The sequence below is a fragment of the Hydrosulfovibrio ferrireducens genome (genome assembly GCF_046883345.1).
GTDB classification, from domain to species: domain Bacteria; phylum Desulfobacterota; class Desulfobulbia; order Desulfobulbales; family Desulfurivibrionaceae; genus Thiovibrio; species Thiovibrio ferrireducens.
Window position 1 is genome coordinate 85,201 of record NZ_JALKCW010000020.1, and the last position, 13,478, is coordinate 98,678.

Genomic DNA, 13,478 nt, shown 5'->3' on the forward strand with positions numbered 1-13,478 from the left:
AAGCCGGGACAATCTTAATCTCCGGAAAATGGGTCTCTCGGTAATTTCGCGGCCTTGTGGTGCTGTCTCAACCGTCCACCAGCGTGGCCGGGAGGATGGCGTCCTTTCCGTAGCGGTCATTGATGGCGTCCAAGGCCCGGTAAAGAGAGTCTTTCCTGCGCCGGGCCCGGTTGTCATCGAACAGGGACAACTGGCCTGAAGCCTCGGCCGGGCTCAGGTTTGCAAGGGATATCCCCAGTAAGCGGATGGGGCGCAGGGTGATCTCGGTTTTGGCAAGCAGCATCCGCCCCGTCTGGTAGAGGGATGTGTCGTCCGCCACTGGTTCGGCCAGGGTGAGCGAACGGGTCACCTGCACGAAATCCCGGTATTTGACCTTGATGGTGACGGTTTTGCCAACCAAGCCCTTATCCCGCACCCGTTTGCCCACTTTGCAGCACAGGGCCAGCAGTTCCTGTTCGAGCCTTTTTTTATCGCGCAGATCTTCCGTAAATGTTTCTTCGTGGCCGATGGACTTGGTCTCCTGCCTCGATTCCACCGGGCGGTGGTCGATGCCCCGGGCTGATTCATGCAGCATGAGTCCGGCCTTGCCGAATTTGGCAATAAGGATGGCTGGGGGCATGCGGCTTAGATCGCCGATGGTTTTTACCCCGATCAGGGCCAGCGCCTCCCGGGTGGTCCGGCCCACCCCCCACAACCGACCGATGGGCAAGGGGGCCAAAAAAAGTTCTTCCTGGCCTGGCGGCACAATGGTCAGGCCATCGGGTTTGTTGAGATCCGAGGCGATCTTGGCCACCAGTTTTGAAGTCCCAACCCCGGCCGAGACGGTGAGGCCGATGGTTTCCCGGACCAGTTTTCTGATCTGTTTGGCAATATCCTCAGCCGTGCCCATCAGGCTCTGGCTGGCCGTGACATCCAGAAACGCCTCGTCCAGGGAGAGGGGCTCCACCAGCGGGGTGAAGCGCAGGAAGATTTCCATGATCCGGCGGGAAATCTCCTGGTACCGGGCCATGCGGACCGGGAGAAACACCCCCTGCGGGCAGAGTTTTCTGGCGGTGAGGATGGGCAGGGCGGAGTGGACTCCGAATTTCCGCGCTTCGTAGGAGGCGGCGCACACCACCCCGCGGTTGGAGTCGCCGCCCACCACCACGGGCAACCCCCGGAGGGCTGGATTGTCGAGAATCTCGACCGAGGCATAAAAGGCATCCATGTCGAGATGGATGATGCGGCGGCTGTCTGGGGTCGGCATGGGTGCGGGGTTACTCCCTGGCATGAGCTGGGTGGGATTGTTGTATGCATGATATCCCCTTGGTGTGCAGATGCAAGAAAACGATTGCTCGGGGGCGGAACAAAGTGTCGTGAACATGGCGGCAAGGTCGGCCGGGTGTCATTATGCCGACAGGGTAAAGGGGAAAATTTTTCCCTCTGCGCGTGGGGAGGATCTGTTGCCGGGCCTTTGTGCGCCTTGGGATTTCGTTTTTATTTATTAAGTAATTTCAATATTATACTGAATATTTTTTGCGTCCGCCCTTGCGGGGTAAGGCTTTGGAGAAGAATGTTTCGACGGTCTGGCATGAAAATGGCATAGATTCTTTCTAAACAATCTTTTCAATGAAAGGAGCCGTTGCAATGAACACCGCAATCTCTCTCTCTGATAGGGAAATGACAGGGCCGATGAACCTTGACCATCTGATGGTCGAGCTTGATCGCTACCGCCGCCAATCGGAGTGGTTAAAACAGGTCAACGAGTTGCACGGCAGACTGGCCGGCGCCACCGACCTGCAGGGCATGATCGAGGCTTTTTCCGTGTGGCTGATGCCCCTGGTTGAGCACGATCTGATCGCCTACCGCAGCCTTGACCGGAGCCGGGTGCATATTATCTGTTCGTGCCACGGACCGGAACGGCGTCTTGCCATGCAGACCGCCGAAGAGGTTTTTGAGAAGATCGATTGTCAGTTGGATGGCTCCTGCTGTGAATGGGGCCCGTTTTTCGTGCAGCAATGGCAGATGTCCTTTGGCGCTGATCCGGCTGCCGCCAACGAGGCGTGCCTGATGCTGCTGCGTCGGGGGACCTGCATTGAAACAGAGGAAGCCAAGATCCTTGAGGACGCACTGGAGATTCTCGGCGAGCCCCTGCAGCGCGCCCTTATGTATGAGGATCTGTTTGCCCAGGCCAGAAGGGATATGCTCACCGGTCTTGACAACCGCAGGGTCTTTGAGGAGCGCATCGGCTCCATGCTGGAAACCGCCCGTCGCCACAACCGGCCCATAACCGTGGCCAGCATGGATTTGGACCATTTCAAGCAGATCAATGACACCCTGGGGCATGCCGCAGGCGATAACGCCTTGCAGATGGTGGCCAAGACCTTGACCCGGATGGTGCGCAACAGCGATCTTTTGGTGCGCATGGGCGGGGACGAGTTTGTCCTGGTTTTGCCGGATACCGCCCTTGAGCCGGCCAGGTTGTTGGCCGAACGGCTGTGCGGTGCTGTTGACGGCCTTGAACTCAATGCCGGGGACGGCAGCAGGCTCGGGGTGAGCATCGGCCTTGTCCAGTGGAGTCCGGAAATGAGCAAGGACGAGTGGCTGCAGCGGGCCGATGAAGTGCTCTACCAGGCGAAAAAGACCGGGCGTTGCCGGGTGTGCGTGGAGGAAGCGTAACTCTCTGCAAGACCTCGTAATAATAATGGTAAAAAAAGGCCATGGTTGATTGGAGCAGAGGGGAAATCTGCTACAATCAACCATGGCCTTTTTTATTGGCGTTATTCTATTTCTAAACCAAAAGTGTCTTTTCCAAAAATTCCCTCCCCCTTGGGGGGGGAGGGTTAGGGAGAGGGGGGAAGTAGCCATGGAATCAGCAGGTTGCAACTTCACCCACCCCCAACCCCTCCCGTCAGGTAAGCGTAGACTCCGAGGGAGGGGAGATTGTTTCTCCGAACGAGTTGCGTGAGTTAGCTCTTGATTTAGAAATGGAATTACACCGGGCAGACAAGGAGGGAGCATGACAGGTTACCGGATCAGGGTGCTCAATAAACTCGCCCCGGAAGGGCTGGCCCTTCTTGCGGAGCGGTTTCAGGTAAGCGCGGACGAACCGGACCCGCACGGCATTTTGGTGCGCAGCGGGCGGGTGGATACGGCGGACTATCCCTCACTGCTCGCCGTGGCCCGGGCCGGGGCCGGGGTCAACAACATCACGGTGGCCAAGGCCAGCGAGCAGGGGATCTGCATCTTCAACACCCCCGGCGCCAATGCCAACGCCGTGGCCGAGCTGGTCTTCGTCATGCTGGGAATCCAGGCGCGCAACATCCATCGCAGCTTCGCCTTTGCCCAAGGGCTGGCCGGTCTGACCGACCAGGAGATTGCCAGCCGCATCGAGCAGGAGAAATCCGCCTTCAAGGGATTTGAGCTGGCCGGGAAAACCCTGGGTGTCCTGGGTCTGGGGAAGATCGGCATCCGGGTGGCCAATGGCGGCATCACGCGGCAGATGCGGGTGGCCGGTTTTGATCCCATCCCGGCCCTGGAGAATATCCACCATCTTTCCCCGGAGGTCGCCCTCTCCCGCTCCCTCCATGAAATGGTGGGCAAGAGCGAGATCCTCACGGTACACACCCCGCTCAACGAGAAAACCAGGGGGATGGTGAACGAAGAGCTGCTCAAGCGGCTGCCTGCGGGAGCGATCCTGATCAACTATGCGCGGGGTCCCATTGTCGACGAACAGGCGGTGCTTGCTGCCCTGACCAACGGCCGGTTGGCCGCCTACATCACCGATTTCCCCTCCGTCGCCACCCTCGGGCATCCGCGGATCATCGTCACCCCGCATCTGGGGGCCAGCACCGAGGAGTCGGAGGAGCAATGCGCTTGCATGGCAGCCTTGGAGCTGCGCGGCTATCTGGAATACGGCGCCATCACCCACAGCGTCAATTTTCCCTCCGCCGAACTGGTGCCCGCCGCCAACGTGCACACCCGCTTCATCATGATCAACCGCGACATCCCGGGTATGATCGGCTTTGCCTCCCAAGCCATCGGCGCCAGCGGCATCAATATCGCCAGCTACCTCAACGAGTCCAACGGCACCATCGGCTACAACATTATCGACCTGGAATCGGAGATCCCGCAGGCACTGGTGGCGGAGATCGAAGCGCATCCGGGGGTGATCCGGACCAGGACGATCTCTTTTGCGGGTTGAGGGTGTTCTGATATGGGTATGGGGTAACGATTCGCGGCCCGTATTTCGTAGGTCGGGTAGAGCAAAGCGAAACCCGACAATTTTCAGTCGGGGTGTGGATGATGTTGTCGTTTAAACGTCGGGTTTCGTTCCTCTACCCGACCTACGAAGCTGCACTTTTTGTGTTGAATCGATTTATTTATTCTCGGAGCCTATATGAGGCATAGAGTACGCTTGGATTGACGCTACTATTTTCTTAATGCTTTGACCGTCAATGACCACCTCAATACGCCCAAGGTGCTGGGCGCGTGCAGTCTCCACGAATGAAAAAGACAGCTCCGCTTGTTTTGATAGCATCGTTATATGAAGATTTTCTAGCATGCTCCGAAGTTCGCGCTTGCAACTTATAGCAAGGGCGCAAGACTCTTTTGAGCGGTCGTTATGCACCAAAAGCAAGTCTATGTCGCTGTACTCAATGCTACCGTTAAAGAATGAGCCGAAGCCGTAGACGTCAACGTGATTCATGATGCCTGGGATCTTTTTAGGATATTCCTTTCGTGCTCGGTCATGTACTCCCAGTAATTTGGCTTAGTTATTGCTGCCATGAACCCTTTGATGTCGAATATGCCAACTTTTTCTTTCATTCTGGCAAGCTTTGTGTCGAAATCGTAGCCACACCAATTGGAGCTAATGATCACAGCATTCACGGGGCCATAATTTCCAACTGTTTCATGGTAGTCGGCATCGCCGAAAGCGTAACATTCGCATATAAATACTCTCAGTATCGGGCCATCAGTGAGATGAACATCATAAAGGCCAGTATTGATTTGCTCTATGCTGGATACCTTGCTGTGGTCGAACATTCGTTCTTCAAAGAAGTTGTAGTGCCCATAGTAGCTTAGCCACGGAAAAGTGCTGTTATGTGCTGGCATGGCTCATCCTCGAATAAGTGCATCGAACTCTACTGGAAAGCGCTCGACAGCTTGATATGGGATGTCATCGCTAACCCATAACTCATAGCTCTTCGCGTGCGACATAAACTTGCTAACGATGGACTGCTCGCTAGGTATGAAAAGCATTCGGTGAGTGTTTAAGAGCTTTGCTATGGCTCTATTATTTGGGACTATTGTTGACAATCGCTCGGATGTCCATAGCTGGTGAAGTGAGTCGCTATTTGGATTTTGTAGCGCAAGACGGGAGGTTGGCCCGTATTTCGACCATGCTTGATGATTGTCAGCCAACAGTCTTGCAATGTTATTCTTGAGTTGATCAATGGTTGTTATTTTTTCTTCAGTAAGTGCCGAAATGACCCAATGTTCGTGCTTTGATTTTGCATCCATCAACCATCCAACCGAATATTTGCTTTCGTTCTCTGGCTTATCAATTTCGGTGTGATGATTGGGGCAAAGTAGGATTAAATTTTGGTAAAGATCCCGCTCCTCGCTGCTCTGGTTGCTGTCATATCTGTTTGATCCGGGATTCTTTCCTTTAATGTGCGCCATTTCGCCGAGCGTGTATGGGTCAGTCTCGGCTGCGTGCTCTACTGTGAGTCGCATATTGCAACCCGGAAAAGAACATCGTCCGGCAGCATTCGACCAAAGTAGCTTGATTGATTTGTCGCTTATTGTCATGACTGCGGTTCTTTTTTTCGGCCATTGCAAGACCTATATGGTGAGGCCTAACAATAATATTATCGAGCAAGCTATATAGTTCCGGCTAATTTTAGCCAGGGTGTTATCTGTCTACCTGACACCATGTAGCAATTCAAGAATTATATTCTTTTCAGGCGGGCTGGGAAAAATCAGGATCGGGTGACGGGCGGAATGGTTCGCCGCCTGGGCCTCGCCAGAGCCATGTTTGCCAAATCTTCTCTTCTGTTTCCCCCGCCGGTTTTGTATGCTGAAACCAAAGCACATCAACCAACAAGGGAGCACAACCATGAAAATTACCTTCCACGGCGCGGCGAAAACCGTTACCGGTTCGCAGCACCTGCTTGAGGTCAACGGCAAACGCATCCTCCTTGATTGCGGCCTGTTCCAGGGCAAGCGCAAGGAGGCCTTTGAATTGAACCGCACCGGATTTTGCGCGGGCAAGGATCTTGACTGCCTGATTCTTTCCCATGCCCATATCGACCATTCCGGCAATATCCCCTGTCTGGTCAAGAAAGGGTTTACCGGGGACATCATCTGCACCTCGGCCACCCGCGACCTCTGCGCGGTGATGCTCATGGATGCCGCGCATATCCAGGAGCAGGATGTGGAGTTTGCCAACAAGCTGCGCAAAAAGAATAAGCAAAAGGAATTTGAGCCCCTCTACACCAAGGAGGATGCCGTGGTCGCCATGGACCAGTTCGTCGGCATCAGTTATAACCGCAAGCGGGAGATCCTGCCCGGCGTGCATCTCACCCTGGTGGATGCCGGCCATATGATGGGCAGCGCCAATGTGATTCTCGACATCCACGACCAGGAGAAGAATCGCGATCTCCGCCTGGTTTTCAGCGGGGATATTGGGCGGGCCGGAATCCCGATCATCAATGATCCGGCCGTGTTGAGCGAGGGCGCGGATATCCTCATCATGGAGTCCACCTACGGCAACCGTCAGCATCCGCCGTACCCGGAGTCGGAAAAGGAATTGGAGCGGATTGTCAATGAGACCTACCGGCGGGGCGGGACGCTCTTGATTCCGGCCTTTGCCGTGGGAAGAACCCAGCAACTGGTCTATGCCTTGCACAGGCTGTTTTTGAAGCGCGACATCCCCAATGTCCCCATCTATGTGGACAGCCCGCTGGCCACCCGGGTTACGGATATTTTCCGGCTGCACCCCGAGACCTACGACAGCGAGATCCGGGAATTTTTATTGAAGGACAACCACAGCAATCCCTTTGGTTTTGACACCCTGCGGTATACCCAGAGCGTGGAGGATTCCAAGGAGCTGAATTTTTTGCGGGAGCCAGCCATCATCATCAGCGCCAGCGGCATGATGGAGGCAGGGCGCATCCTGCATCACCTGCGCAGCCGCATCGGCGACAAGAAAAACACCATTCTGGTCACCGGCTGGCAGGCGCCCAATACCCTGGGCCGCAGGATTGTCGAAAGGCAGGAAACGGTGCGGATCTTTGGCGAGGAATTTCCGCTGAGGGCCAAGGTGGAAACCCTGACCGGCTTCAGCGGCCATGCCGACCGGGATGGTTTACTGGCCTGGGCCAAGGCCATGCACAAGAAACCAACCCGCACCTTTGTGGTGCACGGCGAGGAGGAGGCTGCCAACGCCCTGGCCGAGAGCCTGCGCACGGAACTCGGCTTTCCGTTGGTGGAGATCCCGGAGCCCCACCAGGCTTTTGAGGTATAGCCCCATCTCGGTGCCGGAACGGTCCCCTGCCGAAATCCCGGTGGGGGGCGGTCCGGCACCTGAATAACGCCCAAAGGGGTGGGCGAAATAGGGGGGCGGAAAAAAAATTATTTTTATTTCCCCTGCAATATCAAGCAGTAGCGCGCGTCTGCTCTGCCCCCTTGCATGAAATTTTTTTTCTTTCCTGTTAGCCTGTAAGCTCCATGACACAACGAGTCCATTGTGCAACAACTCATGCAGCTATCCAATTTAACGTGAAAAATGGAGGATATGTTCCTTTGCTGGATAGCTGCGAAATGTTTGACTGGGAGGTAACGCATGCACTCTTCAGGATTGTATCTCCAGCTTTTCAGTATCCATGGTTTGATCAGGGGAACCTCGCCGGAGCTTGGGCGCGATGCGGATACGGGCGGCCAGGTGAAATATGTGCTGGAGCTGGCCCGGTCCCTGGCCGCCCATCCGGAGGTTGCCCAGGTGGATCTCGTAACCCGCCTGATTGCCGATAAAACTGTTTCCTCCGATTATTCCCGGCCCATCGAACCGCTCTCTGAAAAGGCGAGAATCGTCCGTATCCAGTGCGGCGGCCGGAAATACATCCGCAAGGAACTGCTCTGGTCCCATCTTGACGAGATGGTGGACAAGACCCTCAAGTTCATCAAAGCTTTCGGCCGGGTGCCCGATGTTTTCCACGGGCATTACGCCGATGGGGGCTATGTTGCCGGCGAATTGGCCCGGATCTTCGGCTCCCCCTTCATCTTCACCGGTCATTCCATGGGGGCCCACAAGAAAAAGACCCTGCTTGAAGAAGGGCTGACCAGCGAGGAAATCAACCATCGCTGCCATATCGACCACCGTATTCTGGTGGAAGATCGGATCATCAAGGATGCCGAGCAGATTTTCGTCAGCACCAACCACGAAATCGACAAGCAGTATTCCCTGTACGCCAATTTCAAGGCGGGACGGTATCAGGTGAATCCGCCGGGCATCGACGTGGAAACCTTCTACCCCCACTATGCCCCCCAGTTGGACGCGGATGCGGGGGATGAAACCACCAGACAGGCCAGGGTGGTGTTGCTCCGCGAACTCCACCGCTTCTGGGTTTCCCCGGAAAAGCCTTTTATCCTGGCTCTTTGCCGGCCGGACCAGCGCAAGAATATTGCCGGGCTGGTCACGGCCTACGGCGAGGACAAGGAACTACAGGCCATCGCCAACCTGGCGATCTTTGCCGGAATCCGGAAAAATATCGCCGAGATGGAGGAGAACGAGCGCAATGTGCTCACCGAGATGCTGCTTCTCATGGACCGCTACGATCTCTACGGCAAGCTGGCCATTCCCAAAAAGCACGATTTTTCCATCGAGGTTCCCGAGTTGTACCGGCTCTGTGCCGACAGCTACGGGGTTTTTGTCAATTCCGCACTGGTGGAGCCCTTCGGCCTGACCCTGATCGAGGCCGCTTCCTGCGGCCTGCCCATTGTCGCCACCCGGGATGGCGGGCCGACCGACATCATTGCCAACTGTGACAACGGGATTCTGATCGACCCCACCAACAGCCGGGAGATTGCCTCCGCCTGCAAAAGCATCCTGGTGGACAAGGATCTCTGGCAGCGGTATTCGCAAAACGGCATCAACCGGGTGCAGCGCCATTATTCCTGGCCTTCGCATTGCGAGCGCTCCCTTGCGGCCATTGCAAAAGTGCTCACCGAGATGCCGGCTGTCCAGCAATCCGAAGCAAGCGGGAGGAAAACCGCCATCGGCAAACGGCTCACCGCGGTAAACCGCATGCTGATCAGCGACATCGACAACACCCTGATCGGCGATGACGATTCCCTGAAGGAACTTCTTGCCCTGCTCAAGGCCAATGCCGGAAATATTTGCTGGGGCGTGGCCACGGGCCGCTGTCTGGCAAAAACCATGCATATCCTTGAAGAACATGCGGTGGATCGGCCGGATATCCTCATCTGTTCGGTGGGCACGGAAATTTATTATGGCGCAACCCTTGCCCCGGACAAGGGCTGGCACCGTCATATCGCCTATCGCTGGCGGCCGGATGAGATCAGGGAAAGATTGAAGACCCTGGATTTTCTGGAAATACAGGAACCGGAAAAGCAAAAACCCTTCAAAATCAGCTACTACCTGGAGGATGACCCGGAATTGCTTGCCATGGTGCACCAGACCCTCCAGACCAAAAAAATCCGCTACCATCTCGTCTATTCCCACGGCCAGTTTCTCGATATCCTTCCCTACCGGGCTTCCAAGGGCAAGGCGATCCGCTATCTCAGCTACAAATGGAATATCCCCCTGGCCGCTGTCATGGTCTGCGGTGATTCCGGCAACGACGCCTCCATGCTCCGGGGGGACACCAACGGCCTGGTGGTGGCCAATTACAGCAAGGAGTTGGAGGAACTCAGGGGAATGCGGCGGATCTTTTTCAGCAAGAAGGAATATGCGGCCGGAATCATCGACGGGATGCTTCATTACGATTTTATCGGAGGACAAAGCGATGGCTGATGCACTGAGCAATTTCATCGATGAACAGGAAGCGCCCTTTCTGCTGGAGTTCATTTTTTCCATTCCCGTACCGGAAACCTCCATCCTGCTCCGCAACGACGTCCTGCTCGCTTTTGAGGCCTGGAGCACGGAGCAGGGCAAGGCGGAAACGCTCCCCGGTTCCTGGCGGTTTTTGCGCAAGGTTCAGGAGATTCTCTGTCTGCCGGAGGAGCGAATCGTGGTCTACCGCCACCGGAAAGCCAGTTGTAGGTTTTTTGTCATGAAAAAAGAGAGCGAGGCATTGTCGCTCCTGAACGCCCGGGAGTTTCTCGCCGTCAAGGAGCGGCTTGTCAATCCGGGGTTGCCAACGCAGCAGAGAACCATGGAGTTGAATCTCGCGCCGTTTTACGATTACGGGCCGAGCCTGAAGGACCCGAATACCATCGGGCACGGCATCCGGCATCTCAACCGCTACCTTTCCGCCAACCTGGCCAGCCAGCCGGAAAAATGGCAAAAAGCCCTGTATGAATTCCTCAAACTCCACCAACTGCACGGGGTGCAGCTCCTGCTGGACGGCGGTGTCATCCGCAACGTCGGGGAGCTGGAAACCGCCCTGGAATACGCGATGGACGCGGTGGAGCGAACCAGCGGCCGCGACGACATGGTCCGGTTGAAGAACAAGCTGCGGCCCCTCGGATTTTTGGACGGCTGGGGCAACAGCCCGGCCCGGATTCTGGAGACCATGAATCTGCTGCAGGATATTCTCGAGCAGCCCAACGAGGAAACCCTGGAAGAGTTTCTGGCCAGAATCCCCATGGTTTCCAAGGTGGCCCTGATCTCGCCGCACGGCTGGTTTGCCCAGGAAAACGTCCTCGGCCGTCCGGACACCGGCGGGCAGGTTGTCTATGTCCTTGACCAGGCCAAGGCCTTGGAGCGATTCCTTGCCGATGATTTGAGGCATGCCGGCCTGGATATCGATCCGATGATTCTCATTGTCACCAGGCTCATCCCGGACAACGAGGGCACCACCTCAAACCAGCGGCTGGAAAAGGTGCACCAGACCAAGAATGTCTGGATTCTGCGGGTGCCCTTCAAGAAAGCAAACAACGAGGTGCTGGGCCACTGGCTTTCCCGCTTTACGGTGTGGCCGTACCTGGACCAGTTCGCCATCGATGTCGAAGCGGAGCTGCGCCGGGAGTTCGGCGGCAGGCCCGATCTTATCGTGGGCAACTATTCGGACGGCAATCTGGTGGCCACGCTGCTTTCCCGGAACATGGGGGTTACCCAAGGCAATATCGCCCATGCCCTGGAAAAATCCAAGTACCTCTTCAGCGATCTCCATTGGGAAAATTTCGAGGCGGAATACCATTTTTCCGTGCAGTTCATGGCGGATCTCATGGTCATGAACTGCGCGGACTTCATTATTTCCAGCACCTCCCAGGAGATCATCGGCACGGACCAGGTCATCGGCCAATATGAGTCGTACCAGTTTTTCACCATGCCCGGCCTGCTCAATGTGACCAGCGGCATCAACCTGTTTCATCCCCGCTTCAACGTCATTCCTCCCGGGGTTGATCCGGGAACCTTCTTTCCCCATACCCAGCAGAAAAGAAGGGAAAAGAACCTGCGCCGGGAACTCGATTCCCTCCTGTTCAGCCGGGAGGATGCGGACTGCCTCGGGCGTCTGGCCCGCCCGGATCTGCCGCCCATCTTCTCCATTGCCCGGCTGGACCGGATCAAGAACCTGACCGGCCTGGTCGAGGCCTACGGCAAGGACCGGGAGCTGCGGGCGCGGGCCAACCTGATCGTCATTGCCAGCGTCCTGGACCCGGAGCGTTCCCGGGACGGAGAAGAGGCGGAGGAGATCCGCAAGATGCACCGGCTGCTCGAGCAGTACGACCTCCACTCCAGCGTCCGCTGGATCGGCAAGCTGCTGGGCAAGGAAGCCACCGGCGAAGCCTATCGGCTCATGGCGGATCGCCGGGGGGTTTTTGTGCAGCCCGCCCTGTTCGAGGCCTTCGGCCTGACCATTCTGGAGGCCATGCACTCGGGTTTGCCGGTTTTCGTCACCATGTTCGGCGGGCCGGTGGAGATCGTCGAACACGGCAAATCGGGCTTTCTCGTCAATCCGACCAACCCTGAGGCAATGACTGCTTCCCTGGCTGATTTTTTTGTGGGCTGTGCGGAAAATCCCAAATACTGGCAAACCATCGCCAAGGCCGGGTTAAAAAGGGCCCAGACCAATTTCACCTGGGAACTCTATTGCCGGCAGTTAACCAGGCTTGCCAAGGTGCATGGGTTTTGGCGGTATTCCCAGTCGGAACATGCCAAGGCGCGCATGCGGCAATGCTGGAATCATCTCTATCATCTCTACATCAAGGAGCGCTCAGCCGCGATTGCCCAACCCTGAAAAGGGGAGGGTCGCAATGAGCGCCTGTAAACCCGTCTGGATGCTTCTTTGCTTCGGGGCAAACGGACCAACGGATACGGTGTTATGGATTTACTCAACGAATATCTGGGAATTTTTGACTGGAAACTCCTTGCCCAGACCAGTTTCCGGCTGCTGTTCATCGTGGTTGTCGCCTGGTTTTTCCGCTCGCTTCTCGACAAGCTGCTGGGCAGGCTGAAAAACCGCCTCGATGAGCGGGCCCAGGCCGCCCATGAAGCGCGGACCGAGTATACGAAACGGGTCGAAACCCTGATCCTCCTGGTCCGGCAGGGGGGGATCGTTGTCCTCTGGCTGGTTGTCGGCCTGGTGATTCTGAAGGAAGTGGGGGTTGAAATCGCGCCCATTCTGGCAAGCGCCGGAATCGTCGGCCTGGCCGTGGGGTTCGGCGGCCAGAATCTGGTCCGGGATGTTATTTCCGGGTTTTTCATCATCCTGGAAGACCAGATCCGGGTGGGGGACGTGGCGATCATCAACGGCACCGGCGGGTTGGTGGAAGAGATCAATTTTCGCACCATCATCCTGCGGGATCTCGGCGGGGTGGTGCATATCTTTCCCAATGGCGCGGTCACTAGCCTCAGCAATCTCACCAAGGAATGGTCCGCCTATGTCTTCGATATCGGGGTGGCCTACAAGGAAAACACCGATGCGGTGGTCACGATTCTGGAGGAGGTCGGGCGGGAGCTGAAAGAGGATGCGGTTTTCGGCCCGATGATCCTGGAGGAGCCCGAGATTTTCGGGGTGGACAAGCTGGATAATTCGGCCGTGGTTATCAAGGGCAGGATCAAAACCGTGCCCATCCAGCAATGGGCGGTGGGCCGCGAGTTTCTGCGCCGGGTCAAGCAGGCTTTTGACGCCAGGGGCATCGAGATTCCCTTTCCGCATCAGACCGTTTACTTCGGCGAGGCAAGCAAGCCGTTTGCGGTGCATCTGCTTGAGCGCAAAAAGAGAGAGGAAAACAGCGGAGAAGTATCGTCCCCTGAATCCGGGGATACCCGGAGAGAGCCAAGTTGGGCAACAACGTAAAAAAAGGAG

General features: G+C 56.4%; 10 protein-coding genes. 6 read left to right on the forward strand and 4 right to left on the reverse strand.

Going from position 1 to position 13,478, the window contains the following annotated elements; all coding sequences use genetic code 11:
• Positions 1-67 precede the first annotated feature (67 nt).
• A complete protein-coding gene (dinB, locus tag MWR57_RS09480) occupies positions 68-1,246 on the reverse strand; it encodes a DNA polymerase IV (RefSeq protein ID WP_423124571.1) in 1,179 nt (392 codons plus the stop codon).
• 380 nt (positions 1,247-1,626) lie between these two features.
• Here dinB and MWR57_RS09485 point away from each other — a divergent pair, with 380 nt between their 5' ends.
• Together MWR57_RS09485 and MWR57_RS09490 are read left to right on the forward strand one after the other, a co-directional pair.
• Entirely contained in the window at positions 1,627-2,658 is a 1,032-nt protein-coding gene (locus tag MWR57_RS09485) for a GGDEF domain-containing protein (protein WP_423124572.1), read from the forward strand.
• Positions 2,659-2,998: 340 nt separating this feature from the next.
• On the forward strand, positions 2,999-4,183 hold the full coding sequence (locus MWR57_RS09490; protein ID WP_423124573.1) for a phosphoglycerate dehydrogenase: 1,185 nt from the start codon (positions 2,999-3,001) through the stop codon (positions 4,181-4,183).
• Positions 4,184-4,357: 174 nt separating this feature from the next.
• Here MWR57_RS09490 and MWR57_RS09495 read toward each other — a convergent pair whose 3' ends face one another.
• From MWR57_RS09495 to MWR57_RS09505, 3 genes are read right to left on the reverse strand one after another with little or no spacing between them, the layout of a single operon-like run.
• A complete protein-coding gene (locus MWR57_RS09495) occupies positions 4,358-4,687 on the reverse strand; it encodes a hypothetical protein (protein WP_423124574.1) in 330 nt (109 codons plus the stop codon).
• The gene (locus MWR57_RS09500) at positions 4,684-5,094 is read right to left on the reverse strand and encodes a hypothetical protein (protein WP_423124575.1); all 411 of its coding nucleotides are present in this window, start codon (positions 5,092-5,094) and stop codon (positions 4,684-4,686) included. Before MWR57_RS09500 ends, MWR57_RS09495 begins: the two co-directional genes overlap by 4 nt.
• A gap of 3 nt (positions 5,095-5,097) precedes the next feature.
• Entirely contained in the window at positions 5,098-5,793 is a 696-nt protein-coding gene (locus tag MWR57_RS09505) for an HNH endonuclease (RefSeq protein ID WP_423124576.1), read from the reverse strand.
• Between the two features lie 307 nt (positions 5,794-6,100).
• Between MWR57_RS09505 and MWR57_RS09510 the strand changes: the two genes are divergently transcribed.
• The 4 genes from MWR57_RS09510 (at position 6,101) to MWR57_RS09525 (ending at position 13,469) form a co-directional block, all read left to right on the forward strand.
• Positions 6,101-7,510 carry an MBL fold metallo-hydrolase RNA specificity domain-containing protein gene (locus MWR57_RS09510; protein WP_423124577.1) on the forward strand — a complete coding sequence of 470 codons (1,410 nt, stop codon included), beginning with the start codon at positions 6,101-6,103 and terminating at the stop codon, positions 7,508-7,510.
• A gap of 318 nt (positions 7,511-7,828) precedes the next feature.
• Complete coding sequence (locus MWR57_RS09515) at positions 7,829-10,018, forward strand: HAD-IIB family hydrolase (protein WP_423124578.1); 2,190 nt, start codon at positions 7,829-7,831, stop codon at positions 10,016-10,018.
• A complete protein-coding gene (locus tag MWR57_RS09520; RefSeq protein ID WP_423124579.1) occupies positions 10,011-12,407 on the forward strand; it encodes a sucrose synthase in 2,397 nt (798 codons plus the stop codon). The genes MWR57_RS09515 and MWR57_RS09520 overlap by 8 nt, the downstream gene beginning before the upstream one ends.
• Before the next feature lie 84 nt (positions 12,408-12,491).
• The gene (locus tag MWR57_RS09525; RefSeq protein ID WP_423124580.1) at positions 12,492-13,469 is read left to right on the forward strand and encodes a mechanosensitive ion channel family protein; all 978 of its coding nucleotides are present in this window, start codon (positions 12,492-12,494) and stop codon (positions 13,467-13,469) included.
• Positions 13,470-13,478 lie beyond the last annotated feature (9 nt).

Excerpts from the sequence above, each read along its gene's own strand:
- dinB (WP_423124571.1), bottom strand. The coding sequence starts at position 1,246 with ATGCCGACCCCAGACAGCCGCCGCATCATCCATCTCGACATGGATGCC.
- MWR57_RS09485 (WP_423124572.1), top strand. The coding sequence starts at position 1,627 with ATGAACACCGCAATCTCTCTCTCTGATAGGGAAATGACAGGGCCGATG.
- MWR57_RS09490 (WP_423124573.1), top strand. The coding sequence starts at position 2,999 with ATGACAGGTTACCGGATCAGGGTGCTCAATAAACTCGCCCCGGAAGGG.
- MWR57_RS09495 (WP_423124574.1), bottom strand. The coding sequence starts at position 4,687 with ATGAATCACGTTGACGTCTACGGCTTCGGCTCATTCTTTAACGGTAGC.
- MWR57_RS09500 (WP_423124575.1), bottom strand. The coding sequence starts at position 5,094 with ATGCCAGCACATAACAGCACTTTTCCGTGGCTAAGCTACTATGGGCAC.
- MWR57_RS09505 (WP_423124576.1), bottom strand. The coding sequence starts at position 5,793 with ATGACAATAAGCGACAAATCAATCAAGCTACTTTGGTCGAATGCTGCC.
- MWR57_RS09510 (WP_423124577.1), top strand. The coding sequence starts at position 6,101 with ATGAAAATTACCTTCCACGGCGCGGCGAAAACCGTTACCGGTTCGCAG.
- MWR57_RS09515 (WP_423124578.1), top strand. The coding sequence starts at position 7,829 with ATGCACTCTTCAGGATTGTATCTCCAGCTTTTCAGTATCCATGGTTTG.
- MWR57_RS09520 (WP_423124579.1), top strand. The coding sequence starts at position 10,011 with ATGGCTGATGCACTGAGCAATTTCATCGATGAACAGGAAGCGCCCTTT.
- MWR57_RS09525 (WP_423124580.1), top strand. The coding sequence starts at position 12,492 with ATGGATTTACTCAACGAATATCTGGGAATTTTTGACTGGAAACTCCTT.